Here is a 26847-nt window from a genome sequence, read left to right as displayed (position 1 = left end):
GCCTCAGAACGGTTCGTTACGGAAGGCGGACGTCGCCACCAACAGGCGGGTCGTGCCGTTTCCGCCGTCGGCGAGATAGGGCTGGGTGAGCGGCGAGACGATCGGCCACTTGTACATCAGGCGGACCACGACGATCTCGTTCTTGCCGCCCGGATTGTAGTTGGTCACCGGGTTGCCGCTGGCGTCGAGCGTCACCGTGTTGCTGATCGAGGCGAAGGACGTGTATTTCTGCACGTCGACATACATGCCGGTCGAGCAGTTGAACAAGGCGACCACGCGATCGCACACGGCGGACTTGAACTTGTTGGCGTCGAAGTTCTGATTCTGAGCCTGCCCCGTCATGATCAGGCGGGCCGAGTCCGCCGCGACCGTCTCGAGATTCTGCTGGGCGAAGAAGACCAGCGCGGTCTCCATCGTCATCAGCATGACGGAGAGGAAGGGGAGCAGCACGAGGGCGAACTCGACCGCGGTCGATCCGTCTTCGCGGCGCACGAAGCGACGCAGCCGCGCCGGCGCGATCCGCGCCGCGGTCGCAACCGTCCATCGGGCCATGGCCGAGCAGAAAACCACCCCGCGTCGTCCGAGCATGGGCGCACCTCTCGCGAACGCGCTATTTTAGGCAAAAGCCTCTTGTGAAACCCTTGCAGCGGACGTCGACGCGGCCGCCCCCGCCGTTAGGAGACCGTTCACCACGTGGCGGCGGTTCGGGTCTCGGTGGGCGCCGCGCGGCCCGCCGTCGCGTCAGCGGGCCGGAGTGCCGCCGGCCGTTCCGGTCTGGGCGCGCTGGTTGCGGATGCCGGTCTGCGTGATCGTCTCGTTGAAGAACTCCGGCGTGTCGCCGAGCGTGATGCGGCGGTCGCACTCCGGCGTGCAGCTGTAGGACTCGCGGCGGACGCCGCGATACACGACGACGGCGTCGGGCGGCCCCTGCACCTGCACGGCCTCGCTCATCAGAACCTTGCCGCCGCGATCGAGCGCGATCAGATTGGTGATCCCGTAGCCCTTGCCCGTGATCACCAGGATGCCGCCGGCCTGGACGCTGACGTCGGCGATCAGCGGGTTTCCGACCACGACTGTGGCGACGTGATCAGGAATTCGGACGAGCCTCGCACGATCGAGAACGACGACGAGCGGGTCGGCGGGGGCGGTCTGCTCGGCGACCGCCGGGACGGCGATCAGGCCGAGCGCGAGGCCGGCCAATGCGGCCCGGAGCCGCCGCGAAGAACGCATCATCGGTCCACTCCAACGCTGCCGATCCGGCGCCGCGAGGCGGCGCGACGGGCCTTTCGACCTTGCCGCGGAAGTGGTGAACGAAATCCCAATGCGGCGGATTCGCCGCGACTCCGAGAAGTCGCGATTTCATCGGCATTTTCGACGTTTTTTCGCTGTTCCGGAAAGGCGATGTTAACCACGGGCCGAAGGATCACCCGGAAGGCGGGTTTCTGCGGTGGAATTAACCGGCATGCAAGGGCGGCGCGGTAGGGTTGCGCCATGGCTCGGATCGGCCGGGACACAACGGGACCGCGGGCCAGATCAGACAGCATGCGTGGAAGCAGGAGCAGGACAATGAACACTCTGAAGCGTTTCGTGAAGGACGAGTCGGGCGCCACCGCCATCGAGTACGGCCTGATCGCCGCCGGCATCTCGGTCGCCATCATCACGGTCGTGAACACGCTCGGCACTCAGCTGACGAACACGTTCACCAGCATCTCGACGAAGCTCGGCACCGCCGGCAACTGATCGTCCGCCGCATCGCCGCGACGACCAGCAAGGCCCCGGACCACGGTCCGGGGCCTTTCGTTTGGGGCGCGCCGTGTCGCGCGGTGGCGGACGAAGGTTGACGGATCGTCGGGCATTCGACCGAAATTGTATCTCGAATCCCCGGCGGAGGCGTTACCCGGCGTCCAGTCGCGGCTGCGAGAGTGCTCCCGTATCGCCGTTCCAGGACGGCTCCCGCCTCGAGGACACCATCCCGATGACTCTGATCAACCGCTTTCTCGCCGACCAGTCCGGTGCCACCGCCATCGAGTACGGCCTGATCGCCGCCGGCATCTCGGTCGCCATCATCACGGTCGTGAACACGCTCGGCACCCAGCTGACGAACACGTTCACCACCATCTCGACGAAGCTCGGCACGGCCGGCAACTGATCGTCGGTCCGGTCGGCGACCCGTTCGAGACGGCGAAAGCCCTCGGCGCCGCGCCGGGGGCTTTCGATTCGCGTCGTCGGTCGCGGCGACCGCGCCGCTCGCCGTCGGCCCACGGCGTTACGTGAGCGATCTGCTCCATCGTGCTTACCCGGACTTAAGGCTTCGCGGCTAAGGTGCCGGCGGCTCCCTTCGACACCGAGGCTCCCATGCGCGCCTTCCTCAAGCGGTTTCTGCACGACGAGCGCGGCGCGACCGCGATCGAGTACGCCATCATCGCCGTCGGAATCTCGGTGACCGTGATCGCCGCCGTGAACGCGATCGGCACCGGCATGAAGGACCGCTACGAAACCGTGTCGACCAAGCTCTCGACGGTGGGCCAATGACCGCCATGCTGCTCGACACCGCACGCCTCCTGATCTTTCCCGCCCTGATGGCGTTCGCCGCGTCGAGCGATCTCTTCACGATGACGATTTCGAACCGGGTCGCGATCCTGCTCGGCCTCGGCTTCGGCGCGCTCGCGGTCGCGACCGGCATGCCGCTCGCCGATGTCGGCATGCACGCCGGCGCCGCCGCGCTCACGCTCGTCGTCGGCTTCGTGTTCTTCGCGCGCGGCTGGATCGGCGGCGGTGACGCCAAGCTCGCGGCCGCGACGGCGCTGTGGCTCGGCTTCGGCTTCCTCTTCGAGTACGTGCTCTACGCCTCGCTGCTCGGCGGCGCGCTCACCCTCGTGCTGCTCGAGTTCCGCAAATACGCGCTGCCCGGACGGCTGTCGGGGAGCGCCTGGATCGAGCGCCTGCACCAGCGCGACGGTGGCATTCCCTACGGCATCGCGCTCGCCGCGGCGGGGCTGCTGATCTATCCGTCGACGCCGTGGGTGACGGCGATCGGCTGACGACGATCGGCTGACGACCCCGCGGACGCTTGGCGCTCCGCGCTTCGAAGCCGATCCCACCGCAATCGTGAAACATCTGTTAACGAACGCCTGTCATAACGCCCGTCATACGGACGTGGCCGGCCGCACCCCGCCGCCGGCCCCACGCGGTGTGCCGCATCGCTCCGTCCTCCCCGTCCGACACCGCGGTCCGGATACGCCTCATTAACCATGAATTGACCATTCCCTGCTGAAATGCCGGCAGGACGGCGAGCGTGCCGTCGCGTCTTCGTGGAAAGTGAAGCGTATGAAAGCCGCGCGTCTGATCGTCCTCGGCATAGCGGTTTCCGCCGGCGGCCTCGCCGCCCTTCTGGCCGGCACCATCGATCGCGAGCCGGCCCCGCCGGCCCCCGCGGCGAAGCTCGACACCGTCGACGTGCTGGTCGCCAAGACCGACATCGGCATCGGCCAGTCGCTCACCGACGCCGATATCGGCTGGCAGCCCTGGCCGGCCGGCGCCCTCGGCCCGGCCTTCCTCAAGCGCAGCGAGAATCCCGACGCCCTCGCCCAGTTCGTCGGCGCCATCGCCCGCACTCCGATCGCCGCCGGCGAGCCGGTGCGCGAGAGCAAGCTGATCAAGGTGAAGGGGTCCGGCTACATGGCTGCGATCCTGCCGGCCGGCATGCGGGCGGTCTCGACCGAGATCTCGCCGGAGACCGGCGCCGGCGGCTTCATCCTCCCCAACGACCGGGTCGACGTGCTGCTGACCCGCCGCGATCGCGAGACCGAGCGCGCGACCGGCGTCGAGACGCATGTGAGCGAGACCGTGCTGACCGACGTGCGCGTGCTCGCCATCGACCAGATGGTCGAGGACAAGAACGGCCAGAAGGTCGTGGTCGGCCGCACCGCGACGCTGGAGCTGACGCCGCGTCAGGCGGAGACGCTCGCCGTCTCCAAGCAGATGGGGTCGATGTCGCTCGCCTTGCGCAGCCTCGCCGACTCCGATCCGACCCGCGACAAGCCCGAGGTGGTCGACGTCGACCGCGCCGGCAGCCGGGTCAACATGGTCCGCTTCGGCGTGACCTCGACGTCGATCGCGAAGTGAGCGGCGCCGCTGTCGAGCCGCGACGGGAGGGGACGGAGATGGCGATGAGCGCGAGGATGCGGGCCACCGCGCTGGGGGTTCTGCTCGGGGCCGTGTTCGGCCTCGTGCAGCCGTCGCTCGCCGCCGATCCGCGCGGTCTGCCGCCGGTGCGCCCCGCCTCGACGCCGGCCGTCGTCCCGGTCGACCCGGGTCCGGTCGAGCCCGGGGCCATCCCGCTCCAGCTCGGCGTCGGCAAGTCGGTGGTGATCGATCTGCCGCGCGAGGTGAAGGACGTGCTGGTCGCCGACCCGCTGATCGCCAACGCGGTGATCCGCACGTCGCGCCGCGCCTATCTGATCGGCGTCAAGGTCGGCCAGACCAGCATCTACTTCTTCGACGAGACCGGCGCGCAGATCGTCGGCTACGACATCGCGGTGACGCGCGACCTCAACGGCGTGCGCACCAGCCTGCGCCGCATGTTCCCGAATCACGACGTCTCGATCGAGGGCGTCGGCGACGGTGTCATGCTGACCGGCGCCGTGGCGAGCCCGGCCGAATCCCAGCAGGCGTTCGAGTTGGCCACGCGCCTGGTCGGCGCCGAGACCAAGGTGGTCAACGCCCTCACCATCAAGGGCCGCGACCAGGTGATGCTGAAGGTGACGGTCGCCGAGGTGCAGCGCGACATCATCAAGCAGCTCGGCATCGATCTCAACGGCACGGTCGGCGGCGGCAACACGGTGCTGGACATCGCCACCCAGAACCCGTTCTCGGCGTTCGGCCAGACCCTCAGCAACACGGCGATCACCGGCACCTTCTCGTCGATGTCCGCGACTCTCAAGGCGATGGAGCGCGCCGGCGTGATCCGCACGCTCGCCGAGCCGACGCTCTCGGCCATCTCGGGCGAGAGCGCGACGTTCCTGGCCGGCGGCGAGTTCCCGATCCCGGCCGGCCTGTCCTGCGACACCACCAAGTCGCCGCCGGTCTGCCAGGCGCAGGTCGACTTCAAGAAGTTCGGCATCAGCATGCACTTCACCCCGGTGGTGCTGAGCGAGGGCCGGATCAGCCTCAAGGTGATGACCGAGGTGTCGGACCTCTCGTCCGAGAACGCCTTGGTGCTGACCGTCACCGGCTCGAGCCAGAACCTGACGGTCCCGTCGATCCGGGTGCGCCGGGCCGACACCGTGGTCGAGATCCCCTCGGGCGGCGCGCTCGCCATGGCCGGGATGATCCAGGAGCAGACCAAGCAGCAGATCAACGGCCTGCCGGGGCTTCTCCAGGTGCCGGTGCTGGGCACGCTGTTCCGCAGCCGCGACTACGTGAACCGCCAGACCGAGCTGATGATCATCGTGACGCCCTACATGGTTCGGGCCGTCTCGCCCAAGAACCTCTCGAAGCCGGACGACGGTTACGCCGACATGTCCGATCCGTCCTCGGTGCTGATGGGCCGGCTGAACCGGATCTACGGCGTCGCCGGCAGCAACAATCCGAACCGGACCTATTTCGGCAAGTACGGCTTCATCCTCGACTGAGCGGCAGGGACCGGAGACCACCATGACCCGAGCGGACCCGACCAACCCGATGGGGCGCTGCCGCCGCCCCGCGCCGCGGCGCGCGCCGGATCGTGCGCCGCGCGCCGCGCCTGTCCTGCGTGCCGTCGCCGTGCTGCTGCTCGCCACCGCGCTCGGCGGCTGCCTCGGCACCCGCGACCGCGTCGTCACGGCGAGCCCTCCGAACGACTACCGGCTGCGCCACCCGATCGCCATCCAGGAGGGCGACCAGACGACCGAGCTGTTCATCGGCGCCAACCGCGGCGGCCTGACGCCTAACCAGCGCGCCCTGGTCGCCTCGTTCGCCCGGACCTGGTCGCGCGAGGCGACCGGCGGCATCGTGATCGAGCTGCCGGCCGGGACGCCGAACGAGCGCGCCGCCGCCGACGCGCTGCCCGAGGTGCAGGCGATCCTGCAGGCTGGCGGGCTGCCGGCCAACGCCATCTACGTGCAGCCCTATCGGCCGGACGGCCCCAACAAGATCGCCACCATGAAGCTGCGCTATCCCCGCATGGTCGCCGAGGCGGGTCCGTGCGGGCTGTGGCCGGACGACCTCGGGCCGAGCTACGCCAACCCCGAATACATGGCGAACCGGCCGTATCACAACTTCGGATGCGCGACCCAGCGCAATCTCGCCGCGATGGTCGACGATCCGCACGATCTCGTCCAGCCGCGCGGCGAGACGTCGATCCCGACCTCGCGCCGCACCGTGGTGCTCGACAAGTACCGCAAGGGCGAGGCGACGGGCGGCATCTATCCGAAGGAAGACAAGGGCAAGATCAGCGACGTCGGCAAATGATCACGTATCAGCAGCAGCCTCCCGCAGGCCCCGACACGATCGTCGCCGGCGACGCCGACGACTACATCGCCCCGGTGCCCCGGATCTCCGTGCAGGCGTTCTGCGAGACCGCCGAGACGGCGGCCTCCGTGCAGGCGGCCGCCGGCGACCGTCGCATGATCAAGGCGCATGTCCGCGTCCAGATGGGCGGCATGGCGGCGGCCACCGAGGCCTATCGCAACTCGCCGACCCCCAACGTGATCCTGCTCGAGACCGACACGGGCGGCGACGAGATCCTCGCCGAGCTCGACACGCTCGCCGAGGTGTGCGACGCCGCCACGCGCGTGATCGTCATCGGCCACCGCAACGACGTCGGCCTCTACCGCGAGCTCGTGCGACGCGGCATCAGCGAGTATCTGATCACGCCGGTGAGCCCGGTCGACATCGTGCGCGCTGTCTCGACCCTGTTCCACGCCCCGAGCGCCAAGCCGGTCGGCCGCATCGTCGCCGTCGTCGGTGCCAAGGGGGGCGTCGGCGCATCGACCATCGCGCACAACGTCGCCTGGGCGGTGGCGCGCGACCTCGGCCTCGACGCCGTGATTTCGGATCTCGATCTCGCCTTCGGCACCGCGAGCCTCGACTACAATCAGGATCCGCCGCAGGGCATCGCCGACGCCGTCTACTCGCCCGAGCGGGTCGATACCGCCTATGTCGACCGGCTCCTGTCGAAATGCACGGACCATCTGAGCCTGCTCGCCGCGCCCGCCACCATGGACCGGCTGTGCGATTTCACGGCGGAGAGCTTCGATCCGGTGATCGACGCGCTGCGCGCCAGCGTGCCCTGCGTCGTCCTCGACGTGCCGCATGTGTGGGCCGCGTGGACGAAGCGCGTCCTGGTCGGCGCCGACGACATCCTGGTGGTCGCGACGCCCGATCTCGCCAGCCTGCGCAACGCCAAGAACATCATCGATCTCCTGAAGGCGGCACGCCCGAACGACCGGCGGCCGCTCTACTGCCTCAACCAGGTGGGCGTGCCGAAGCGGCCGGAGATCAAGCCGCCGGACTTCGCCAAGGCGCTGGAGGACGACCCCGTCGCGATCATCCCGTTCGAGCCGCAACTGTTCGGCACCGCCGCCAACAACGGCCAGATGATCGCCGAGGTCGCCGCTTCGCATCGCATCGCCGAATCGTTCCGGCATCTCGCCCAGCTCGTCACCGGGCGCGCCGAATCGAAGAAGTCCCGGGCCGGCCGGCTGCCGCCGCTGCTCGGGAAGCTGTTCGCCCGCTGACGACGACCCCCGGAGGAACGACGTGTTCGGAAGACGGTCCGGCCTGCCGACGGAAGCGCGAGAACCGCCGCGGATGACGCCCGCGCCGGTCGCCCCGCCGCCGCCCGAGCGCAGCGGGCACGGTCCGGCGCCGTTTCCGTCCACCGGCCTTGCCGCCCCGATGGTGCCGCCGCCGCAGACGATCGGCGGGCGGGTGCCGACGCTCGACGATCAGCCGGCAGCGCCGCCGCAGCGGGTGCCGACCGCGATCGATTCGCGCCGCTCGGACTCCTATTACGAGACCAAAAGCACGATCTTCGGCGCGCTGATCGAGGCGATCGATCTCGCCCAGCTCGCCCGCCTCGACGCCGAATCGGCGCGCGAGGAGATCCGCGACATCGTCAACGAGATCATCGCGATCAAGAACATCGTGATGTCGATCGCCGAGCAGGAGGAGCTGCTCGACGACATCTGCAACGACGTGCTCGGCTACGGCCCGCTGGAGCCGCTGCTCGCCCGCGACGACATCGCCGACGTGATGGTGAACGGCGCCGGTACTGTCTACATCGAGGTCGCCGGCAAGATCCAGAAGACCGGGATCAGGTTCCGCGACAACCAGCAGCTCCTCAACATCTGCCAGCGCATCGTCAGCCAGGTCGGCCGGCGCGTCGACGAGTCCTCGCCGATCTGCGACGCCCGCCTGCCCGACGGCTCGCGCGTCAACGTCATCGTGCCGCCGCTGGCGATCGACGGGCCGGCGCTCACCATCCGCAAGTTCAAGAAGGACAAGCTCACGCTCGAGCAGCTCGTGCGCTACGGCACGATCTCGCCCGAGGGCGCCGAGATCCTCAAGATCATCGGCCGCTGCCGGATCAACACCATCGTGTCGGGCGGCACCGGCTCGGGCAAGACGACGCTGCTGAACTGCCTCACCCGCTACATCGACGACGACGAGCGGGTGATCACCTGCGAGGACGCGGCGGAGCTGCAGCTCCAGCAGCCGCACGTGGTGCGGCTGGAGACGCGGCCGCCCAATCTCGAGGGCGAGGGCCAGGTGACGATGCGGGATCTCGTCCGCAACTGCCTGCGCATGCGGCCCGAGCGCATCATCGTGGGCGAGGTGCGCGGACCCGAGTCGTTCGACCTCCTGCAGGCGATGAACACCGGTCACGACGGCTCGATGGGCACGCTGCACGCCAACAATCCCCGCGAGGCGCTGTCGCGCCTCGAATCGATGATCACGATGGGCGGGTTCTCGCTGCCGTCGCGCACCATCCGCGAGATGGTGTGCGCCTCGGTCGACGTCGTCATCCAGGCGGCGCGCCTGCGCGACGGCTCGCGCCGCATCACCCACATCACAGAGGTGATGGGGCTCGAAGGCGACGTGATCATCACCCAGGATCTGTTCGTCTTCGATCTCCTCGGCGAGGACGCCAACGGCCGGCTGATCGGGCGCCATCGCTCGACCGGCATCGGGCGTCCGCGGTTCTGGGAGCGGGCGCGTTATTTCGGCGAGGACGTGCGGCTGGCCGCGGCGCTCGACGCCGCGGAGGCGTCCGCCCCGTGAGGTCTCGGCCGGCGCTCGCGCCGGCCCGTGTGTTGTCGGCGTTCGTGTATCGGGCCGTCCCGGCGTCTCCGGCAGGGGAGTGGGCGGCACGCGGAGTTCGGTCATGGCCCTGCAGACGATCGCGCTCACGTTCCTGGTGACCATGTCGGTCGGCGGGATCGCCTGGGTATTCCTGTTCCCGCTCCTCTCCGGCGAGAAGGCGGCCGAGGAGCGTCTCGGCAGCGTCGCGCGGCCCGGCCCGGTCCGCAAGACGACCTCGCGGACGCCGCAGAAGGCGCGCCGCGACCAGCTCGAAGACACCCTCAAGGAGATCGAGGAGCGCGGCAAGCGGGCGCGCAGCCCCTCGCTCGCGGTCCGCATCGCTCGCGCGGGTCTCGACTGGTCGAAGCGCAAGTTCGTCACGATCTCGATCGTGCTCGGGGGCTCGGTGTTCGTCTTCGCGCTGCTCGCCAGCGGCGCGCTCCTGCCGGCGGTCGGGCTCGGCTTCGCGGCCGGTGTCGGCGTGCCGCGATGGTTCCTGTCCTATCTCCGCAAGCGGCGCGAGGCGAAGTTCCTCCAGCATTTCCCCGATGCCGTCGACGTCATCGTGCGGGGCATCAAGGCCGGCCTGCCGCTGTTCGATTCGATGAAGCTGATCGTCGCCGACTCCGAGGAGCCGATTCGCAGCGAGTTCCGCGCCATCATCGAGACCCAGACGATCGGCATGCCGCTCGGCGAGGCCTGCGGCCGGCTCTACGAGCGGATACCCCTTCCCGAGGCGAATTTCTTCGGCATCGTGGTCGGCATCCAGCAGCAGGCCGGCGGCAACCTGTCCGAGGCGCTCGGCAACCTCTCGCGGGTGCTGCGCGATCGCAAGAAGATGAAAGAGAAGATCCAGGCGATGTCGATGGAGGCCAAGGCCTCCGCGGCGATCATCGGCGCGCTGCCGCCGGTCGTGATGCTGACCGTCTACATCACCAGCCCCGCCTACATCTCGCTCCTGTGGACGCATCCGACCGGACACGTCCTGCTCGCCATCTCGGCGTTCTGGATGACGACAGGCGTGCTGGTGATGAAGAAAATGATCAATTTCGACTTCTGAGGCGGCCATGATCAGCGAGCTCCTCCACGACCCCCGACGGATGATGATGATCCTCGCCGCGATCGCGGCGGTCGCGACGGTCCTCACGCTGGCCATGCCGCTGCTCGCCAGCGACACGCTTTCCAAACGCATGAACGCGGTGGCGGTCGAGCGGGAGAAGATCCGGCAGCGCGAGCGCGAGCGGATCGCCCGTGGCGATCGCGCCAAGCTGCGGGCCACGCCGAAGCAGTACATGCAGCGGGTGGTCGAGCAGTTCAACCTCACCAAGTGGCTCGGGCAGGAGGAGGCGCGCACGCTACTGACTCAGGCGGGCTATCGCGGCCAGGCCCCCTATGTCGGGTTTCTGTTCTTCCGCGCCGTGGCGCCGCTGGTCATGCTGGCGCTGTCGATCGTCTACGTCTTCTTCGTCCTCGCGCTCGATCAGCCGACGACGATCAAGCTCGGCATGTGCATCGCCGCGACCTATTTCGGCATCCAGCTTCCGACCCTGATCCTCAAGAGCCAGATCCAGAAGCGGCAGCTGTCGATCCGGCGGGCGTTTCCGGACGCGCTCGATCTGTTGCTGATCTGCGTGGAGTCCGGCATGTCGATCGAGGCGGCGCTTCGCAAGGTGAGCCAGGAAGTCGGCGCCCAGTCGATTCCGCTCGCCGAGGAGTTCACGCTGACGACGGCCGAGCTCTCCTACCTGCCCGACCGCAAGCAGGCCTACGAGAATCTCGCCAAGCGCACCGGCCTCGACGGCGTCAAGTCGGTGTGCCTCGCCTTGCAGCAGTCGGAGCGCTACGGCACGCCGATGGGCCAGGCGCTGCGCGTGATGGCGCAGGAGAACCGCGACATGCGCATGGCCGAGGCCGAGAAGAAGGCCGCCGCGCTGCCGCCCAAGCTCACGGTGCCGATGATCGTGTTCTTCCTGCCGGTGCTGTTCGTCGTGATTCTCGGCCCGGCCGCCATCCAGGTGATGGCGCTGAAGTGACGGGAGTCGTCTCGTTTCACCTCTCCCCGGCGGGGAGAGGTCGACGCGCGAAGCGCGGCGGGTGAGGGGAAACTCCCTCTCGATAGACAACCCCGCGTCGGCACCCCCTCACCCCAACCCTCTCCCCGCCGGGGAGAGGGGGCGCCGCCGTGCTCGCCGCAGGGGCAGAGGACGCCCGCACCGTCCTTTGTTTATCGAGCAAACCCCTTCTTCGTGAGATGTGTGCTCGAGCGAGCCGTAACGGAGGGCGGAGCCGCGGACACCATGACATGCTGACGGATGTTGCGTTGGTCCCAGATCGACCTGATCACGACTTGCCGCGGGCGGCGATCTGCGGCTGGCGGCCCATGCGTTTCCACTCGCCGCCGCCCTTGTCGGCCAGCATCTCGCGCAGATAGGTCACGTTGGCGGCGGCCTCGGTGGGCGGCAGATCGGCCTTGGCGATCTGCTCGGCATCCGCGAATCGACCCTGCAGCCCGACCACGAGGGCGAGATTCTGGCGTACCCGCGGGTCGGCGTTCGGCTGCTCGCTGGCGCGCCGCAGCGTCGCCTCGGCCTCGGCGAGGTTCTTGTCGAGCGCGTAGGACAGACCGAGATTGGACAGGATGGACGGCTCGTTCGGGGCGATCTTGAGCGCGGTCGTGTAGTAGGCCTGGGCCTGCTTGTGGCGGCCGAGCTGGTCCAGCACCGTGCCCTGGGCCGAGAGGATGCGCCAGTCGGGCCGGTCGGGGCTGTGGGCGCGGCCGAGCACCTCGAGCGCCTGCTCGTAGCGTCCGACGTCGGCGAGCGCCCGGCCGAAGGCGCCGAGCAGGGCCTGGTTCTTGGGATTGCGCAGCGACGCCTGCTCCAGCACCGAGACGGCCTGCGCGCGCTGATCGGTCGCGGTCAGCGCCCGGGCATAGCCCATGGCGCTCGCGGCGTCGGAGGGATCGGCGCGATAGCGGGTTCCGTAGATCTCGGCCTCGCGCCGCCACTCGGCCTCGTTGCGTGGCTGCGAGGTCGGCGCGGCGGCCGCCACCGTGCCGGTCCGGTCGCCGCTGTTGCCCGATGCGCTCAGCACGTCGACGAGCGTGGTGCCCGTGGTGGAGCAGCCGGCGCCCGAGAGGGCGACGAGCCCGAGACAGGCGCAAGACGCGAGACGGGAGGCGAGACGGGGGCGACGGGCGGATCGGGACACGGCGGATACCTCACTCGTGCCGGCCTCACGGCGCCGGCACGAGATCAGCAATAGACCGTTAACCCTAACGCCCGGTTAAAGTATTCGAGCCGTGGCGACGTGGCGAAAGGCAGGCGGTGCGGTGTCGCGCTGCCGCCACGCCAGGTCGCGGCGCCACGCGCCGGCTCAGCTCAGCGTCACCGAGAAGCCCTTGGCGACGCCGGGGCGCGCCATCATGGTCTCGTACCAGCGCTTCACGTGGGGAAACCGGGCGAGGTCGATCCTGTGGCGCTCGTGCCGCCACGCCCAGCCGATCATCGCGAAGTCGGCGATCGAGATGTCGCCGGCGAAGAACGCATGGTCGGCGAGCCGGCGGTCCATCACACCGTAGAGCCGCTCTGTCTCCTTGGAGAAGCGCGCGAGCCCGTAGCGGCGATCCTGCTCGTTCTCGACCGTGAGGAAGTGGTGCACCTGGCCCGGCATCGGGCCGAAGCCGCCGACCTGGAACATCAGCCATTCGAGCACCGGCACGCGGGCGCGCAAATCGTGCGGCATGAATCGACCGGTCTTCTCGGCCAGGTAGAGGAGGATGGCGCCCGACTCGAACACGCTGATCGGCGCGCCGCCGGGGCCGTCGGGATCGACGATCGCGGGAATCTTGTTGTTCGGCGAGATCGCCAGGAAGGCGGGATCGAACTGCTGGTCCTTGGTGATGTCGATGGTCTTCACCGTGTAGGGCAGCCCCATCTCCTCCAGGGCGACGCTGATCTTGCGGCCGTTGGGGGTGTTGAAGGTGTAGAAGTCGATGGCCATGCGGAGTCCTCGTGTCGCGCGCTCTGCGGCGCGGCTGCCGCACCGATAGTTCATGGACGCCGTCGCGTCCACGCGGGCCTGCCGTGCGCGCGCGTCGGAGGCCGGCGGCGCGGCGCGCCGGCGGGTGGGCGGCTTCAAAGCGGCCCGGCCGCGTGCTAGCAGCATGGTTCCCGCCACAAGGACGTCCCGAGCATGCAACCGGTATTCGCGACCGACGCCGCCACGACGACCCCGATCTGGCTGGTCGACGCCGGCACCTGGCCGAACGTGCGGGCGCGGCTCGATCCGGCCGCCATCGGGTTCGCCGAGGCGATCGGTTTCGAGCCGAAACCCGGCCGCCACGCGCTGCTACCGGATGCCAAGGGGCGCCTCGCGGCGGTGGTGTTCGGCGTCGATCCGCCGGGCCGCGCCGGCCGCGATCCGTTCCTGCCGGGCCGCTTGCCGGCGCTCTTGCCGCGTGGCACCTACCGGTTCGCCGAGCCGGGTGCCGATGCGCGCCTCGCCGCGCTCGCCTTCGCGCTCGGCGCCTACCGGTTCGGCCGCTACCATCAGGCCGCCGACCGCGAGGTGCGGCTGGTTCCGCCGGACGGCGTCGGCGCCGACCTCGCCTGCGTCGTCGAGGCCGTCACCATGGCGCGCGACCTCGTCAACACGCCGTCGAACGACATGGGTCCGGCCGAGCTGGAGGCGGTCGCGACAAAGCTCGCCGAGCGCCACGGCGGTGCGATCCGCACCATCGTCGGCGACGATCTCCTCGCTGCGAATCTGCCGCTGATCCACGCGGTCGGTCGCGCCTCCACCCGGGCGCCACGGCTGATCGATATCACCTGGGGCGATCCCGACTCGCCCAAGGTGACGCTGGTCGGCAAGGGCGTGTGCTTCGACACCGGCGGTCTCGACATCAAGGGCGAGACCGCGATGCGGCTGATGAAGAAGGACATGGGCGGCGCCGCGACCGTGCTGGCGCTCGCCCACATGATCATGGGGCGCGGCTTGAAGATCAGGCTGCGCGTGCTGATCCCGGCGGTCGAGAACGCCATCGACGGCAACGCCTTCCGGCCGCTCGACGTGTATTCGTCGCGCAAGGGCCTCACCGTCGAGATCGGCAACACCGACGCCGAAGGTCGGCTGGTGCTTGCCGACGCGCTGACCCTAGCCGACGAGGAGGCGCCCGAGCTCCTCGTCGACATGGGCACCCTCACCGGCGCGGCGCGCGTCGCGCTCGGGCCCGACCTGCCGCCGTTCTACACCGACGACGAGGATCTGGCCGCGGCGTTGGCGGCGCACGCGACGGCCGAGCACGACCCGCTGTGGCGGATGCCGCTGTGGCGTCCTTATGATCAGATGATCGAGTCGAAGACCGCCGACGTGAACAATGTCGGCACGTCGGGCTTCGCCGGCTCGATCCTGTGCGCCCTGTTCCTGGCCCGCTTCGTCTCCGAGGCGAAACGCTGGGTGCATCTCGACATCTACGCCTGGACGCCGTCGGCGAAGCCCGGCCGCCCGGAGGGCGGCGAGTGCCAGGCGGCCCGCGCCCTCTACGCCCTGCTCTGCGAGCGGTACGGGTGATGGATCGTCAGGGCAACAACCGCTCCTTCGTCATGGCCGGGCTCGTCCCGGCCATCCACGGTCTTACGGCCTGCGGCCGTCCGTGGATGCCCGGCACAAGGCCGGGCATGACGCGCGCGGGGATGTAGAGCCGCCCATGACCCACGACCCCCGTCTCACGCCCGCCCGACCCGATCTCGCGGCGTCTCATCTGAAAGGCCGGGTCGAAGCCGCGCGCTTCGTCGACGGCGTGCCGCGCGTCGTGATCACGTCGCAGGCGCCGCTGCGGCGGCGGCGCGAGCCGGACGCGCCGCTCGACACCGAGGCGCTGTTCGGCGAAACCGCGACGGTCTACGAGGCCGACGACGAGGGCTGGTCGTGGGCACAGCTCGCCGACGGCTATGTCGGCTATCTGCCGAGCGCGGCGCTGACGGCGCCCGGCGCGGCGCCGACGCACCGGGTCGCGGCGCTGCGGACCTTCGTGTTCCCGGCCGCCTCGATCAAGATCCCCCCGGTGACGACCCTGTCGCTCGGCGCCCGCGTCGCGGTCGTGCGCGACGAGGGCGCGTTCGCCGTGCTCGCGACCGGCGGGTTCGTCTTTTCCGCGCATCTCGCTCCGCTCGACATGGTCGAATCCGATCACGTCACCGTGGCGGAGAAATTCGTGGGCACGCCGTATCTGTGGGGCGGCAAGACGAGCCTCGGGCTCGACTGCTCGGGCCTCGTGCAGGTCGCGCTTTCGGCCTGTGGAATCGCGGCGCCGCGCGACAGCGACATGCAGGAGCGCGCCCTCGGAACGGCGCTGCCCGATCCGGCCGACCTCGCGTCGTGGCGACGCGGCGACCTCGTCTTCTGGAAGGGTCATGTCGCGATCGTGCGCGACGCGGCGACGCTCCTGCACGCCAACGCGCATCACATGATGGTCGCGATCGAGCCGACCGCCGCCGCGGTCGCCCGCATCGCCGCCACCGGCAGCCCGGTCACCAGCGTGCGGCGGCTCGCCGGCTTGGCCGCGACGGACTGAGCGCGGCGACGGAATCGACCGGCGGCGGTTCCGCCGGATTCAGCGAGGAGTGCTCCATGACCCCCGACCTCTCCCTCGTCGAGCTGTCCTGGCTCGCCATGGCGGCCTATGCGGTCCACATTCTGGAGGAATACACGTTCGACTGGCGCGACTGGGCGCGCGGCGTGATCGGCCTGCCGGTCGAGTGGACCGACTTCTACGTGACCAACGCGGTCGTGGTCGCGCTCGGCATCGCGCAAGGCATGCTGGCGCCGACGCTGCCCTGGGCGCCGCTCACCTACGCGGCCCTGATGGTGATCAACGCCGTCTTCTTCCACATCCTGCCCTTCGTCGCGACGCGCGGCCGCTTCTCGCCCGGACTCGTCACCGCCGTGGTGCTGTTCCTGCCGCTCGGCATCGCGATGTTCGCGGCCGCCGTCGCCGAAGGGCGGCTCGATGCATCGATCTCCGTCGGTGCGGCGATCGGCGGGGCTCTGCTGATGGCGAGCCCCGTCGTGATGCTGAAGCTGAAGGACAAGCCCTACTTCGTCCAGCGTCGATGAGCGAACCGAGCCGGGATCGCTTCAGCAGGCGACCTGATCGCAGCGGCGCACCGACGTGATCATCTGCTCGAGCGATTTACGACCCGGATGGCCGAGCACGGCGACGCCCTTGATCACGTAGGACGGCGTCGCCTGCAGGCCGAGCGCGTTGCCGAGCCGGACATGCGCCAGCATGGTGTCGGTGATGTCGTCCGCGTCGGCCGCCTTGGTGATCGCCGGTACGGAGAAGCCGATCTCCTTGGCGACGGCGAGCGCGCGCTTGCCGTCGACCGTGCCGCGGCCGGCGTAGATCCTCTGCCGGAACGCTTCGAACTGCGCCGGCGTGCCGACCTTGGCGACCGCGAGCTCGACCCGTCCGGCCTGGATCGACGGCACGCCGAGCACCGGGAACGGCACCAGCACCAGGCGTAGCTCCTTGTCGGCGGCGACCAGCGCGGCCGTGTCGGACGCGGCCTTGCGACAGAACGGGCAGTTGAGGTCGTAGAACTCGGCGAGCGTCACGTCGCCCTTGGGATTGCCGATCACGACGATCCCGGGCAGCGCCTCGATGCGGCTCTCGAGCTCGACCGGCACCTTGTAGTTGACGACCGGCTTGCCGTCCTCGCCCGTGATCGGGAACAGCGCGCCGTCCTGTGCGACGGCTGCGGGCGCGAGCGCCATGGTGACGCCGGCAGAGGCGAGCGCCGTGACGGCGCTCCGTCGGGTCAGTCGCATGGGATCAGTCCTTTCCGAGCAGGGCGGCGAGCCGGTGCCGATTGAGTGCCAGCCATTGCAGGGACACGAGCAGATAGCCGTTCTCGACGGTGCCGGCGCCGAGCGCCGCGATCGCCGCGTCGATCGGCACGCGGATCGGCCGTGTGTATTCGATCTCGCCGGGCGCGCCGGCGCGCTCGGGGAGCTGCGAGGCATCGACCGAGACCAGGAAGATGTGGGCGTACTCTTCCAACATGCCGGGTGCCGGCATGAAGCCGAAGATCTCGCGCAGCGCCTGTGGCGCGACGCCGATCTCCTCCAGGCACTCGCGCGCCGCGGCCGCCGCCGGGGCCTCGCCGGGCTCGACGTAGCCGGCCGGGATCTCGACGATGTCGCCGCGCCCGGTGGAAAGATGCGCGGCCAGCCGGAACTGGCGGATCAGCACGATCTCGTCGCGAGCGAGGTCGATCGCGACGATGCCGACGGTGCGGCCGATGCGCAGGATGTCGCGCGTCATCGCGGTCGGCGTGCCGCCGAAGTCCAGGGTGACCCCCCAGCGCTCGAAGCGGCGGAAGCCGGGGCCGATTAGCGTCGGCCCGTCGATCTGCGCCTCGGCCGGCGCATCGGCGAGAGCGGGTGGAGGAGACTGCCGATTCATGCGCACCGCACTCCGAATCCGTCAGGCCCGGCCCCGGTGCCGAACATCCACGCCCTGTTGCTCCGACGAGCCCCGGGACGTCGGCGGCCGGGACGAGTCCGGCCATGACGGCGGGATCATTTCGCGCGCGTGCTGTAGCATCGTGGAGCTTACTGCGCCACCACGCCTTCCGGGGCGGTGTCGAGATTGAACGCCGCGGCGAAGAGGGCGCGTGTGTAGGGGCTCTTCGGCGCCTTGAAGATGTCGGCCGCGGCGCCTTCCTCGACCACCTTGCCGTTGCGCATCACCACGAGCCGGCTCGCCAACGCGGCGACGACGCGCAGATCGTGCGAGATGAACAGGTAGGTGAGGTCGCGGCGTTTCTGCAGATCGCGCAGCAGGTCGACGATCTGCGACTGGATCAGCATGTCGAGCGCCGAGGTCGGCTCGTCCAGCACCATGAAGCTCGGCTCGAGCACCAGTGCGCGGGCGACCGCGATGCGCTGCCGCTGGCCGCCCGAATACTCGTGCGGGTAGCGAAAGCGCGACTGCGGATCGAGCCCGACGTCGGCGAGCGCGCGCACCACGCGCGTCTCGCGTTCGGCCGCCGAGAGGCCGGGCTGGTGCACCCACAGGCCCTCCTCGATGATGTCGGCGATCGACATGCGTGGCGAGAGCGAACCGAACGGATCCTGGAAGACGATCTGCATGTCGCGGCGGAACGGCCGCATCGCCTTGAACTTGAGGCCCTGGAGGTCGTTGCCGAGAAAGACGATCGGCCCCTGCGAGGAGATCAGCCGCAGGATGGCGAGACCGAGCGTCGTCTTGCCCGAGCCCGACTCGCCGACGACGCCGAGCGTCTCGCCCTTGCGCACCGCGATGTCGATGCCGTCGACCGCCTTGATGTGACCGACCGTGCGACGCATCAGGCCGCGCTTGACCGGGAACCAGACCTTGAGACCCCTCGTCTCGACGACGATCGGCTGGTCCGGTCGCGGCGGCGCCGGATCGGGCTTCGGCTCGGCGGCGAGCAGCTCTCTCGTGTAGGGATGCTCCGGCGCCGTGAACACGCGCTCCACCGCGCCGCTTTCGACGATGCGGCCGTTCTTCATCACGCAGACCCGGTCGGCGATCTTGCGCACGATACCGAGGTCGTGGGTGATGAACAGCATCGACATGCCGAGGCGGCGCTGGATGTCCTTCAGCAGCGCCAGGATCTGGGCCTGCACGGTGACGTCCAGCGCGGTCGTCGGCTCGTCGGCGATCAGCAGATCGGGCTCGTTGGCGAGCGCCATGGCGATCATCACGCGCTGGCGCTGGCCACCGGAGAGCTGGTGCGGGTAGCTGCCCAGCCGGCCCTCCGGGTCCGGGATGCCGACCTGGGTCAGCAGCTCGACGATGCGGCGACGCGCCGGCTCGCCCGTGAGGCCACGGTGGAGCAGCAGGATCTCGGCGATCTGCTTCTCGATCGTGTGCAGCGGGTTGAGCGACGTCATCGGCTCCTGGAACACGATCGCGATGTCGTCGCCGCGCACCTTGCGCATCTCGTCGTCGCTGCGCCCGACCAGTTCCTCGCCCTTGAACACGATGGTGCCGGACGGATGGCTCGCCGCCGGATAGGGCAGCAGCTTCATCACCGACAGCGCCGTGACGGACTTGCCGGAGCCCGACTCGCCGACCAGCGCCAGCGTCTCGCCCTTGGCGAGATCGAACGACACGCGATCGACCGCCAGGATGTCGCGCCCGCCCTGGCGGAAGACGACGGAGAGGTCGTTCACGGAGAGGAGGGGGGTGGTCATGGCGATTGGCCTCTGACGATGCCGATGGTGTGGGGGCCGAGCCGCACGACCGCGATGCCCGGTGCGAACGGGAGACGACGGTCGTCGCTGACGATGTGCGTGCAGCCGGCGCGGCGTGCGCTGGCGACGTGGATGGCATCCGGAAGCCGGAGCGATGTCCGCTGCGACCGCAGTTCGGCCGCGTCGACCAGGATGTCGCGATCGACGGCGACGACGATCAGTTCGTCGCTCGACGTGATGATGTCCTTGTAGCGCCGGACGAGGTCGTCGTCGCCGTCGGCGAGCGGCTTCACCAGGATCTCCGCCAGCGTCAGCTCGCTCGTCACGCCGACGAACTCGCCGCTCTCGATCGCGTCGAGGGTCCACCACGCGTGGTCGGACCGCGCCGTCGCGCTCTCATACGCGGCGATGAAGACGTTGGCGTCGAGGTAGAGGCGTGGCGCGGTCAACGGTGGGACCACTCTTCGCGCAACGCGTCGACATGATCCTCGATCTCCCGGCCGGTCTGGAAGCGTGCACGACGGGCCGCGCGATGTCGCGAGAAGTGGCCGCCCGCGGTCGCGCCGACGGCGGCCGGGGCACTCGATCCGGGCGGCGCGTGGAACGTCGCCGCGTCGTCCTCCGCGAATCCACGGGCCGCTCCGGGCGCCGGGGTGCGGGCATGGAGGCGGACGAGGAAATCGGCGTCGATCTCCGGGTGTCCTCGCCGGCGGGCCAGGAGGATGAAGTCCCGCCAATAGGCAGGCGGAATCGAACCGCGCTGCTTCCACGATGCGACGGTCGAGTACGGCACTTCCAGGTCGCGACCGAGGTCGGCGTCGGAAGGCCAGAGCGCGAAGATGTCGGCGAGACTATTCATTTCGAATGTTATCCTACGCGTTTCGGGCAGTCAATCGCGATTTGCGTAGAGTCATCCGAACGCCTTGCGCGGGTCGAAGGCGTCGCGCACCGCCTCGCCGATGAAGATCAGGAGCGACAGCATCACGGCCACGGTGAAGAAGGCGGTGAGGCCGAGCCAGGGCGCCTGGACGTTGGCCTTGCCCTGGCCGAGCATCTCGCCGAGCGACGGCGAGCCGGGCGGCAGGCCGAAGCCGAGGAAGTCGAGAGCGGTCAGCGTCATCACCGAGGACGACAGGATGAAGGGCAGAAAGGTGAGGGTGGCCACCATGGCGTTGGGCAAGAGGTGGCGGAACATGATCAGCGTGTTCGACACGCCGAGCGCGCGCGCCGCCTGCACGTACTCGAAATTGCGTCCGCGCAGGAACTCGGCGCGCACCAGGCCGACCAGCGACACCCAGGAGAACAGGAGCAGGATTCCGAGCAGCACGAAGAAGCCCGGCACCAGAACGGACGAGATGATCAGCAAGAGATAGAGCGACGGCACCGAGGTCCAGATCTCGATGAAGCGCTGGAACAGGAGGTCGGTCCAGCCGCCGAAATACCCCTGCACGGCGCCGGCCGCGATGCCGATCGCCGAGGACACGAGCGTGAGGCACAGGCCGAACAGCACCGAGAGGCGGAAGCCGTAGATCAGCCGCGCGGCGACGTCGCGGCCCTGGTCGTCGGTGCCGAGCCAGTTGTATTCGAGGTCGCGGCAGCCGGAGAGGCCCTTGCGCTCGACCACGGGCTTGCACTGCGCCTCGGTGAGCATCCAGGTCGGCGGCGAAGGAGCGGGCGTCGGCAGGTCGAGATTGTGGGTGTTGTAGGAGTAGCGGATCGGCGGCCACCACATGGCGCCGCCCTTCTCGGCGATCTGCTTCTGCAGGAACGGGTCGCGATAGTCGGCCGTCGTCTCGAAGTCGCCCCCGAAGGTCGTCTCCGGATAGGCGACGAGCGCCGGAAAGTACCAGTGGCCGTCGTAGGAGACGAGGAACGGCTTGTCGTTGGCGATCAGCTCGGCGCACAGCGACACGACGAACAGCACCAGGAAGATCCACAACGAGACGAAGCCGCGTCGGTTCGCCTTGAAGTTCCGCCAGCGCCGCCGCGTGATCGGCGACACCGGGAGCGGCCGACCCTCGGGCGGCACGGCGAGGCCGGTCGGCGCCAGCGCCTGCGTCTCGGGCTCGCGCCCTTCGGCGGCGGCGCGCTCGGCCGGACGGCCGTCGATGCGGGGCGGGGTGGTCGGGGCGTCCATCTCACACCTCGCGGGTCTCGAAGTCGATGCGCGGATCGACCCAGGTGTAGGTGAGATCGGAGATCAGGTTCACGATCAGGCCGACCAGCGAGAAGATGTAGAGCGTGGCGAACACGACCGGATAGTCGCGGTTGAGCACGCTCTCGAAGCCGAGCAGCCCGAGCCCGTCGAGCGAGAAGATCGTCTCGATCAGGAGCGAGCCGGAGAAGAAGGCGTGCACGAAGGCGCCCGGGAAGCCGGCGATGATCAGCAGCATGGCGTTGCGGAACACGTGCCCGTACAGAACCTGCCGCTCGGTGCAGCCCTTCGCGCGCGCCGTGAGGACGTATTGCTTTCGGATCTCGTCCAGGAACGAGTTCTTGGTCAGCAGCGTCATGGTGGCGAAGGCGCCGATGCCCATCGAGACGATCGGCAGCACGAGATGCCAGAAGTAGTCGAGGATTTTCTGCCACCAGGCGAGCCGGTCCCAGTTGTCCGAGGTCAGGCCGCGCAGCGGGAACCAGTCGAAGAACGAGCCGCCGGCGAACAGGATGATCAACAGGATGGCGAACAGGAAGCCCGGGATCGCGTAGCCGACGATGATGATGCCGGACGTCCACACGTCGAACTGCGAGCCGTCGCGCACCGCCTTGCGGATGCCGAGCGGGATCGAGATCAGATAGGTGAGCAGCAGCATCCAGATGCCGAGCGACATCGAGACGGGCAGCTTCTCCTTGATCAGGTCGATCACCTTGACGTCGCGGAAATAGCTCTTGCCGAAGTCGAACGTGATGTAGTTCTTCAGCATGATGAAGAACCGCTCCCAGGCCGGCTTGTCGAAGCCGAACTGGCGCTCGAGGTTCTTGATGAACTCGGGGTCGAGCCCCTGGGCGCCGCGGTATTTCGACGAGGTCGCGTCCATGGCGGCGCCGCCCTGCGGCTGGCCGCGGGCGCCGAAGTCGCCGCCGGCCGAGCCCGAGATGCGCGAGGTCGCGCCGGTGTCGGAGCCGGAGATCTGGGCGATCACCCGCTCGACCGGGCCGCCGGGCGCGAACTGCACCACGACGAAGGACACCAGCATGATGCCGAGCAGCGTCGGGATCATGAACAGGAGGCGGCGGGCGATGTAGGCGGTCATGGCGTTCGATCGGCCTTTGACATCTCGGCGTTGTCGTGGTCCTCACCTCTCCCCGCGCAGCGGGGAGAGGGATCGACGCCGCGGTCCGGTTCCGGGTCGCGGCGTGCTCCGAGCAGAATGCGCGCTCGACTCATCCCTTCCCTTCGGTCTTCGCCGCCTTGGCGGCGTCGTGCCACCACGTCTCCGGCGTGCCGCGGGCGTAGCGCGGCTTCGTCGGCGGGCGGTCGAACACGTCCCAGAAGGCGAGCCAGTGCGAGGCCTTGTACCACTGCGGCACCCAGTAGCGCCCGGCCCTGATCACCCGGTCCAGCGCCCGCGCCGCGATGACGAGATCGGCGCGGGTGTTCGCCGCGATGATCGCCTCGATGAGCTGGTCGATCACCGGATCGGCGATGCCGGCGAGGTTCTGGGTTCCCTTGATGGCGGCGGACTGCGACGAGAAGTAGGAGCGCAGCGCGTCGCCCGGCGTGGTCGAGAACGAGAAGCGCTGGATGGTCACGTCGAAGTCGAAGGCGTCGACGCGGGCACGGAACTGCACCGGGTCGACCATGCGCAGCGTGGCGTCGATGCCGAGCAGACCGAGATTCTTGATGTAGAGCATGTGATGCGGCTGGAACGCCGGCTCGTCGAGCAGGAACTCGATCGTCACCGGCGTGCCGCTCGGGTCGACGCGCTTGCCGTTCTTCACCGGGTAGCCGGCCTCGACGAGGAGCTGCGAGGCGCGGCGCAGGAGCGCGCGGTCCTGCCCCGAGCCGTCCGAGACGGGCGGCACGAAGGGCTCGGCGAACACCTCGTCCGGAACCTTGCCGCGGAACCTTTCCAGCAACGCGAGCTCGTCGCCCTCGGGCTTGCCGGTCGCCATCATGTCGGAGTTCTGGAACACCGAGTGGGTGCGCTGATAGGAGCCGTACATCAGCGACTTGTTGGTCCACTCGAAGTCGAACGCGACGATCAGGGCTTCGCGCAGCTTCGGATTCTTGAACTTGTCACGACGCACGTTGAGGAACCAGCCCTGGGCGCCGGAGGGCGTGTCGTCGGGCAGCACGACCTGCTTGACGCGGCCGTCGCGGATCGCCGGGAAGTCGTAGCGGGTCGCCCAGATGCGCGACGTGAACTCCTCGCGGAACAGATAGCTCTTGCCGGTGAAGCCCTCGAAGGCGACGTCGCGGTCGCGATAGAACTCGTAACGCAGCGTGTCGAAATTGTGCTGGCCGACCGACACGGGCAGCGCCGCGCCCCACCAGTCCGACACCCGCTCGTAGGCGATGTAGCGGCCGGGCTCGAAGCGGCCCACGCGATAGGGACCGGAGCCGAGAGGCACGTCGAGCGTCGTCTCGTCGAAGGCTCGGGTTGCATAATAGGTGCGCGAGAAGATCGGCAGCGAGGCGACGAACAGCGGCACGTCGCGGGCGCGGCCCGGCGCGAACCGCACCGTCACGAGGTCGTCGGCCTCCGCCTCGGCCGCGATCATGTCGCGCAGAAGCTGGCCGATGATGGGATGACCCTTGGCCTTCAGGGTCGTCAACGACCAGGCGACGTCGGCGGCCGTGATCGGCGTGCCGTCGTGGAAGCGCGCTTGCGGCCGCAGCACGAACGTGTAGGCGAGCCCGTCCGGCGCCACCCGCACGGCGCGCGCCACGAGGCCGTACAGGGCGTCCGGCTCGTCGGTCGCGCGCACCATCAGGCTCGCCATGGTCCATTCCATGCCGAGCGCCGCGTCGCCGCGCAGGATCCAGCTGTTCAGCGAGTTGAAGGTGAGGAAGTTCTGGTTGAACTGCCGGGTCGAGCCGACCAGCGAGAAGGTGCCGCCCTTCGGGGCGTTCGGGTTCACGTAGTCGAAGTGGCGGAAGTCCGCCGGGTACTTGAGATCGCCGAAGGCCGACAGCCCGTGCGTCTCGGGCGCCTCGACGGCGGCCCGTGCACGGCGCGGCGGGAGGCCGGCGGCGGCGGCGACGGCCGCGACGGCGGACGTGATCAGGACGTCGCGGCGGCTCGGCACCCTCTCCCCGCACGCGGGGAGAGGTGCGAGGAGGTGCCCGTCGTCACGCTCGCCCGCGCTCACGAACGTCCGCCGGTCTTGGCGGCCTTGGCCGCGTCCCACCACCAGATCGTCGGAAAGGCGGCGGCGCCGTATTGCGGCATCGTCTCGGGCCGGCCGAAACGGTCCCAGCGCGCGGTGCGCTGCTTGCCGTAGGTCCATTGTGGCACGACGTAGAAGTTCCACAGCAGCACGCGGTCGAGCGCCTTGGTCGCGGCGACGAGCTCGGCCCGGTCCTTGGCGAAGATCACCTTGTCGATCAGCGCGTCGACAGCCGGGTTCTTGATCCCGACCGAGTTCTGCGAGCCCGGCTGGTCGGCCGCCTGGGTGCCCCAGAAGCCGCGCTGCTCGTTGCCGGGCGAGAGCGACTGCCCCCACGAGTCGACGATGATGTCGTAGTCCCAGGTCCGCATCCGGTTCTCGTACTGGGCCGGGTCGATGGTGCGCACCGAGACGGCGACGCCGACGCGCTCGAGCGAGGGCTGATAGCGCAGCACCAGCCGCTCGAAGGTCTGCGACGAGAGCAGGAACTCGACCGTCAGCTGCTGGCCGGTCTTCACGTCGACCAGCTTGCGGTCGCGCACCTCGTAGCCGCCGAGCTTGAACAACCGCAGAGCCTCGCGGAGATTGGCGCGCACCGCTTCCGGCGAGCCCGCGGTCGGGTTGGTGTAGGGCGTGGTGAACACCTCGGCCGGCACCTTGTCGCGCACCGTCTCCAGGATCGCGAGTTCCCGGCCTTCCGGCAGGCCGGACGACATCAGGTCGGGCATGCCCTCGAAGTAGCTCCCGACCCGCTTGTACTGGCCGAAGAACATCGCCTGGTTCATGTCCTCGAAGTCGAACGCGTAGTTGAACGCGCGGCGGACGTTCGGATCCTTGAACTTGTCACGACGGGTGTTGAACGCGAAGGCCTGCATGCCGCCCGAGCTGCGGATCGGAAACTCCTCGCGGATCACGCGGCCGTCCTTCACGGCCGGGAAGTCGTAGGCGGTCGCCCAATCCTTGGCCGAGTTCTCGGTGCGCCAGTCGACGGCGTCGCCCTTGAACGCCTCCAGCGCCACCGTGGTGTCGCGGAAATACTCGTAGCGGAGCTCGTCGAAATTGTCGCGGCCGATGCTGACCGGCAGATCCTTGGCCCAGTGGTCCTTCACGCGCTCCAGCACGATCGTGCGGCCGGGCGAGAACTCCTTGATCCTGTACGCGCCGCTGCCGAGCGGCACCTCGAGCGTCGTCTGGGTGACGTCGCGCTTGCGGCCCTGGCTGTCGGTGCCCTCCCACCAGTGCTTCGGCAGCACCCGGAGCTGGCCGACGATCTGCGGCAGCTCGCGGTTGCCGGGCTGGTCGAACGTGAAGGTCACGTCGCGCGCGCCGGTCTTCTCGGCCTTGGTGACGTGCCGGTAGTAGGCGCCGAACTGCGGATGGTTCTTGGTGAAGGCCTCGAGCGAGAAGATCACGTCCTCGGGCGTCACCGGCGTGCCGTCGTGCCAGCGCGCGTTCGCCCGCAGCCGATACGTCACCGAGGCGTAGTCGGCCGGATAGGAGACGGCCTCGGCGAGCAGACCGTACTCGGTCGAGACCTCGTCGAGCGCCGGCACCATCAGGGTCTCGTAGACGAAGAACACCGGGCCGGCGAGCGTGCCCTTCACGCCGGAGACGACGACGTTGAAGTTGTCGAAGGTGCCGATGGCGATCTGGCGCACCGTGCCGCCCTTCGGAGCGTTCGGGTTGACGTAGTCGAAGTGCTTGAAGCCGGCCGGATACTTGAGGTCGCCGAACAGCGACAGGCCATGCCGCCAGGCGGGCTCGGCCGGGCCGTCCGTGGCCGTCTGCGCGAGTGCGGCCGGAGAGAGCGCGGCGAGCGGGGCGAGGGCAGGGGTCGCCGCCGCGATCGCGGTCGAGCGGAGCACGTCGCGACGGGACAGAGGCCGGGACAGGGGCAAGGACATCTCCCAAGCACGCCGCCCGAGACGGTTCTCGGGGCGGACAGACCGACGGTTCTAACCGAATATGTCGGTTTTGGGATGT

At 69.0% G+C, this 26847-nt stretch carries 27 protein-coding genes; 14 read left to right on the top strand and 13 right to left on the bottom strand.

Translation table 11 applies throughout. From position 1 onward, the window contains the following. Window positions 1-3 precede the first annotated feature (3 nt). Together ACFSOX_RS21140 and ACFSOX_RS21135 are read right to left on the bottom strand one after the other, a co-directional pair. Window positions 4-552: a TadE/TadG family type IV pilus assembly protein gene (locus ACFSOX_RS21140; protein ID WP_378479806.1), complete on the bottom strand. Its 549-nt coding sequence runs from the start codon at window positions 550-552 to the stop codon at window positions 4-6. Window positions 553-741: 189 nt separating this feature from the next. Then, on the bottom strand, window positions 742-1233 hold the full coding sequence (locus ACFSOX_RS21135; RefSeq protein ID WP_378479805.1) for a pilus assembly protein N-terminal domain-containing protein: 492 nt from the start codon (window positions 1231-1233) through the stop codon (window positions 742-744). A gap of 333 nt (window positions 1234-1566) precedes the next feature. Here ACFSOX_RS21135 and ACFSOX_RS21130 point away from each other — a divergent pair, with 333 nt between their 5' ends. The 11 genes from ACFSOX_RS21130 to ACFSOX_RS21080 all read left to right on the top strand — a co-directional run bounded on the left by ACFSOX_RS21130 (window position 1567) and on the right by ACFSOX_RS21080 (window position 11318). After that, on the top strand, window positions 1567-1740 hold the full coding sequence (locus tag ACFSOX_RS21130; protein WP_378479804.1) for a Flp family type IVb pilin: 174 nt from the start codon (window positions 1567-1569) through the stop codon (window positions 1738-1740). Between the two features lie 235 nt (window positions 1741-1975). Further along, window positions 1976-2149 carry a Flp family type IVb pilin gene (locus ACFSOX_RS21125; protein WP_378479803.1) on the top strand — a complete coding sequence of 58 codons (174 nt, stop codon included), beginning with the start codon at window positions 1976-1978 and terminating at the stop codon, window positions 2147-2149. 206 nt (window positions 2150-2355) lie between these two features. Continuing rightward, window positions 2356-2532, top strand: a complete 177-nt coding sequence (locus tag ACFSOX_RS21120; protein ID WP_378479802.1) for a Flp family type IVb pilin — start codon at window positions 2356-2358, stop codon at window positions 2530-2532. Between the two features lie 5 nt (window positions 2533-2537). Then, complete coding sequence (locus tag ACFSOX_RS21115) at window positions 2538-3041, top strand: A24 family peptidase (RefSeq protein WP_378479815.1); 504 nt, start codon at window positions 2538-2540, stop codon at window positions 3039-3041. A 286-nt stretch (window positions 3042-3327) separates the two neighbouring features. Next, complete coding sequence (cpaB, locus tag ACFSOX_RS21110) at window positions 3328-4125, top strand: Flp pilus assembly protein CpaB (protein ID WP_378479801.1); 798 nt, start codon at window positions 3328-3330, stop codon at window positions 4123-4125. Between the two features lie 44 nt (window positions 4126-4169). After that, a complete protein-coding gene (locus tag ACFSOX_RS21105; protein WP_378479800.1) occupies window positions 4170-5633 on the top strand; it encodes a type II and III secretion system protein family protein in 1464 nt (487 codons plus the stop codon). 22 nt (window positions 5634-5655) lie between these two features. Continuing rightward, entirely contained in the window at window positions 5656-6450 is a 795-nt protein-coding gene (locus ACFSOX_RS21100) for a CpaD family pilus assembly protein (protein ID WP_378479799.1), read from the top strand. After that, window positions 6447-7718 carry a CpaE/TadZ family protein gene (locus ACFSOX_RS21095; protein WP_378479798.1) on the top strand — a complete coding sequence of 424 codons (1272 nt, stop codon included), beginning with the start codon at window positions 6447-6449 and terminating at the stop codon, window positions 7716-7718. Before ACFSOX_RS21100 ends, ACFSOX_RS21095 begins: the two co-directional genes overlap by 4 nt. A gap of 22 nt (window positions 7719-7740) precedes the next feature. Continuing rightward, a complete protein-coding gene (locus ACFSOX_RS21090; protein ID WP_378479797.1) occupies window positions 7741-9264 on the top strand; it encodes an ATPase, T2SS/T4P/T4SS family in 1524 nt (507 codons plus the stop codon). A 103-nt stretch (window positions 9265-9367) separates the two neighbouring features. Continuing rightward, a complete protein-coding gene (locus ACFSOX_RS21085; protein ID WP_378479796.1) occupies window positions 9368-10345 on the top strand; it encodes a type II secretion system F family protein in 978 nt (325 codons plus the stop codon). Window positions 10346-10352: 7 nt separating this feature from the next. After that, complete coding sequence (locus tag ACFSOX_RS21080) at window positions 10353-11318, top strand: type II secretion system F family protein (protein WP_378479795.1); 966 nt, start codon at window positions 10353-10355, stop codon at window positions 11316-11318. Between the two features lie 307 nt (window positions 11319-11625). On the opposite strand, the gene ACFSOX_RS21075 is transcribed toward ACFSOX_RS21080, so the two are convergent. Both ACFSOX_RS21075 and ACFSOX_RS21070 read right to left on the bottom strand, forming a co-directional pair. After that, window positions 11626-12495: a tetratricopeptide repeat protein gene (locus ACFSOX_RS21075; RefSeq protein WP_378479794.1), complete on the bottom strand. Its 870-nt coding sequence runs from the start codon at window positions 12493-12495 to the stop codon at window positions 11626-11628. A gap of 165 nt (window positions 12496-12660) precedes the next feature. Next, window positions 12661-13287 carry a glutathione S-transferase family protein gene (locus tag ACFSOX_RS21070; protein WP_378479793.1) on the bottom strand — a complete coding sequence of 209 codons (627 nt, stop codon included), beginning with the start codon at window positions 13285-13287 and terminating at the stop codon, window positions 12661-12663. A gap of 192 nt (window positions 13288-13479) precedes the next feature. On the opposite strand from ACFSOX_RS21070, the gene ACFSOX_RS21065 reads away from it, so the two are divergent. The 3 genes from ACFSOX_RS21065 to ACFSOX_RS21055 all read left to right on the top strand — a co-directional run bounded on the left by ACFSOX_RS21065 (window position 13480) and on the right by ACFSOX_RS21055 (window position 16401). Next, window positions 13480-14856: a leucyl aminopeptidase family protein gene (locus ACFSOX_RS21065; protein WP_378479792.1), complete on the top strand. Its 1377-nt coding sequence runs from the start codon at window positions 13480-13482 to the stop codon at window positions 14854-14856. Window positions 14857-14992: 136 nt separating this feature from the next. Beyond that, window positions 14993-15859, top strand: coding sequence for a C40 family peptidase (locus ACFSOX_RS21060; protein ID WP_378479791.1), 867 nt, complete (start codon window positions 14993-14995; stop codon window positions 15857-15859). Window positions 15860-15915: 56 nt separating this feature from the next. Next, window positions 15916-16401, top strand: coding sequence for an HXXEE domain-containing protein (locus tag ACFSOX_RS21055; RefSeq protein ID WP_378479790.1), 486 nt, complete (start codon window positions 15916-15918; stop codon window positions 16399-16401). 21 nt (window positions 16402-16422) lie between these two features. On the opposite strand, the gene ACFSOX_RS21050 is transcribed toward ACFSOX_RS21055, so the two are convergent. From ACFSOX_RS21050 to ACFSOX_RS21010, 9 genes are all read right to left on the bottom strand, one after another. Further along, window positions 16423-17115 (bottom strand): thioredoxin domain-containing protein, encoded by a 693-nt coding sequence (locus ACFSOX_RS21050; protein WP_378479789.1) that lies wholly within the window; start codon window positions 17113-17115, stop codon window positions 16423-16425. A gap of 4 nt (window positions 17116-17119) precedes the next feature. Continuing rightward, on the bottom strand, window positions 17120-17752 hold the full coding sequence (locus tag ACFSOX_RS21045; RefSeq protein WP_378479788.1) for an NUDIX domain-containing protein: 633 nt from the start codon (window positions 17750-17752) through the stop codon (window positions 17120-17122). A gap of 149 nt (window positions 17753-17901) precedes the next feature. After that, window positions 17902-19530: an ABC transporter ATP-binding protein gene (locus ACFSOX_RS21040; RefSeq protein ID WP_378479787.1), complete on the bottom strand. Its 1629-nt coding sequence runs from the start codon at window positions 19528-19530 to the stop codon at window positions 17902-17904. Continuing rightward, a complete protein-coding gene (locus ACFSOX_RS21035; RefSeq protein WP_378479786.1) occupies window positions 19527-19979 on the bottom strand; it encodes a type II toxin-antitoxin system VapC family toxin in 453 nt (150 codons plus the stop codon). The genes ACFSOX_RS21040 and ACFSOX_RS21035 overlap by 4 nt, the downstream gene beginning before the upstream one ends. Continuing rightward, complete coding sequence (locus ACFSOX_RS21030; protein ID WP_378479785.1) at window positions 19976-20389, bottom strand: hypothetical protein; 414 nt, start codon at window positions 20387-20389, stop codon at window positions 19976-19978. Before ACFSOX_RS21030 ends, ACFSOX_RS21035 begins: the two co-directional genes overlap by 4 nt. Before the next feature lie 51 nt (window positions 20390-20440). Further along, entirely contained in the window at window positions 20441-21667 is a 1227-nt protein-coding gene (locus ACFSOX_RS21025; RefSeq protein WP_378479784.1) for an ABC transporter permease, read from the bottom strand. Window position 21668: 1 nt separating this feature from the next. After that, window positions 21669-22784 (bottom strand): microcin C ABC transporter permease YejB, encoded by a 1116-nt coding sequence (locus tag ACFSOX_RS21020; RefSeq protein ID WP_378479783.1) that lies wholly within the window; start codon window positions 22782-22784, stop codon window positions 21669-21671. A 130-nt stretch (window positions 22785-22914) separates the two neighbouring features. Next, window positions 22915-24783 carry an extracellular solute-binding protein gene (locus tag ACFSOX_RS21015; protein ID WP_378479782.1) on the bottom strand — a complete coding sequence of 623 codons (1869 nt, stop codon included), beginning with the start codon at window positions 24781-24783 and terminating at the stop codon, window positions 22915-22917. A gap of 59 nt (window positions 24784-24842) precedes the next feature. Further along, window positions 24843-26762 carry an extracellular solute-binding protein gene (locus ACFSOX_RS21010; protein WP_378479781.1) on the bottom strand — a complete coding sequence of 640 codons (1920 nt, stop codon included), beginning with the start codon at window positions 26760-26762 and terminating at the stop codon, window positions 24843-24845. Window positions 26763-26847 lie beyond the last annotated feature (85 nt).

The sequence above is a fragment of the Rhodoplanes azumiensis genome, assembly GCF_042682915.1.
Lineage (GTDB): Bacteria > Pseudomonadota > Alphaproteobacteria > Rhizobiales > Xanthobacteraceae > Rhodoplanes > Rhodoplanes azumiensis.
The sequence above is the reverse complement of the archived record's forward strand: the minus strand, read 5'-3'. Positions and strand labels throughout refer to the sequence as shown.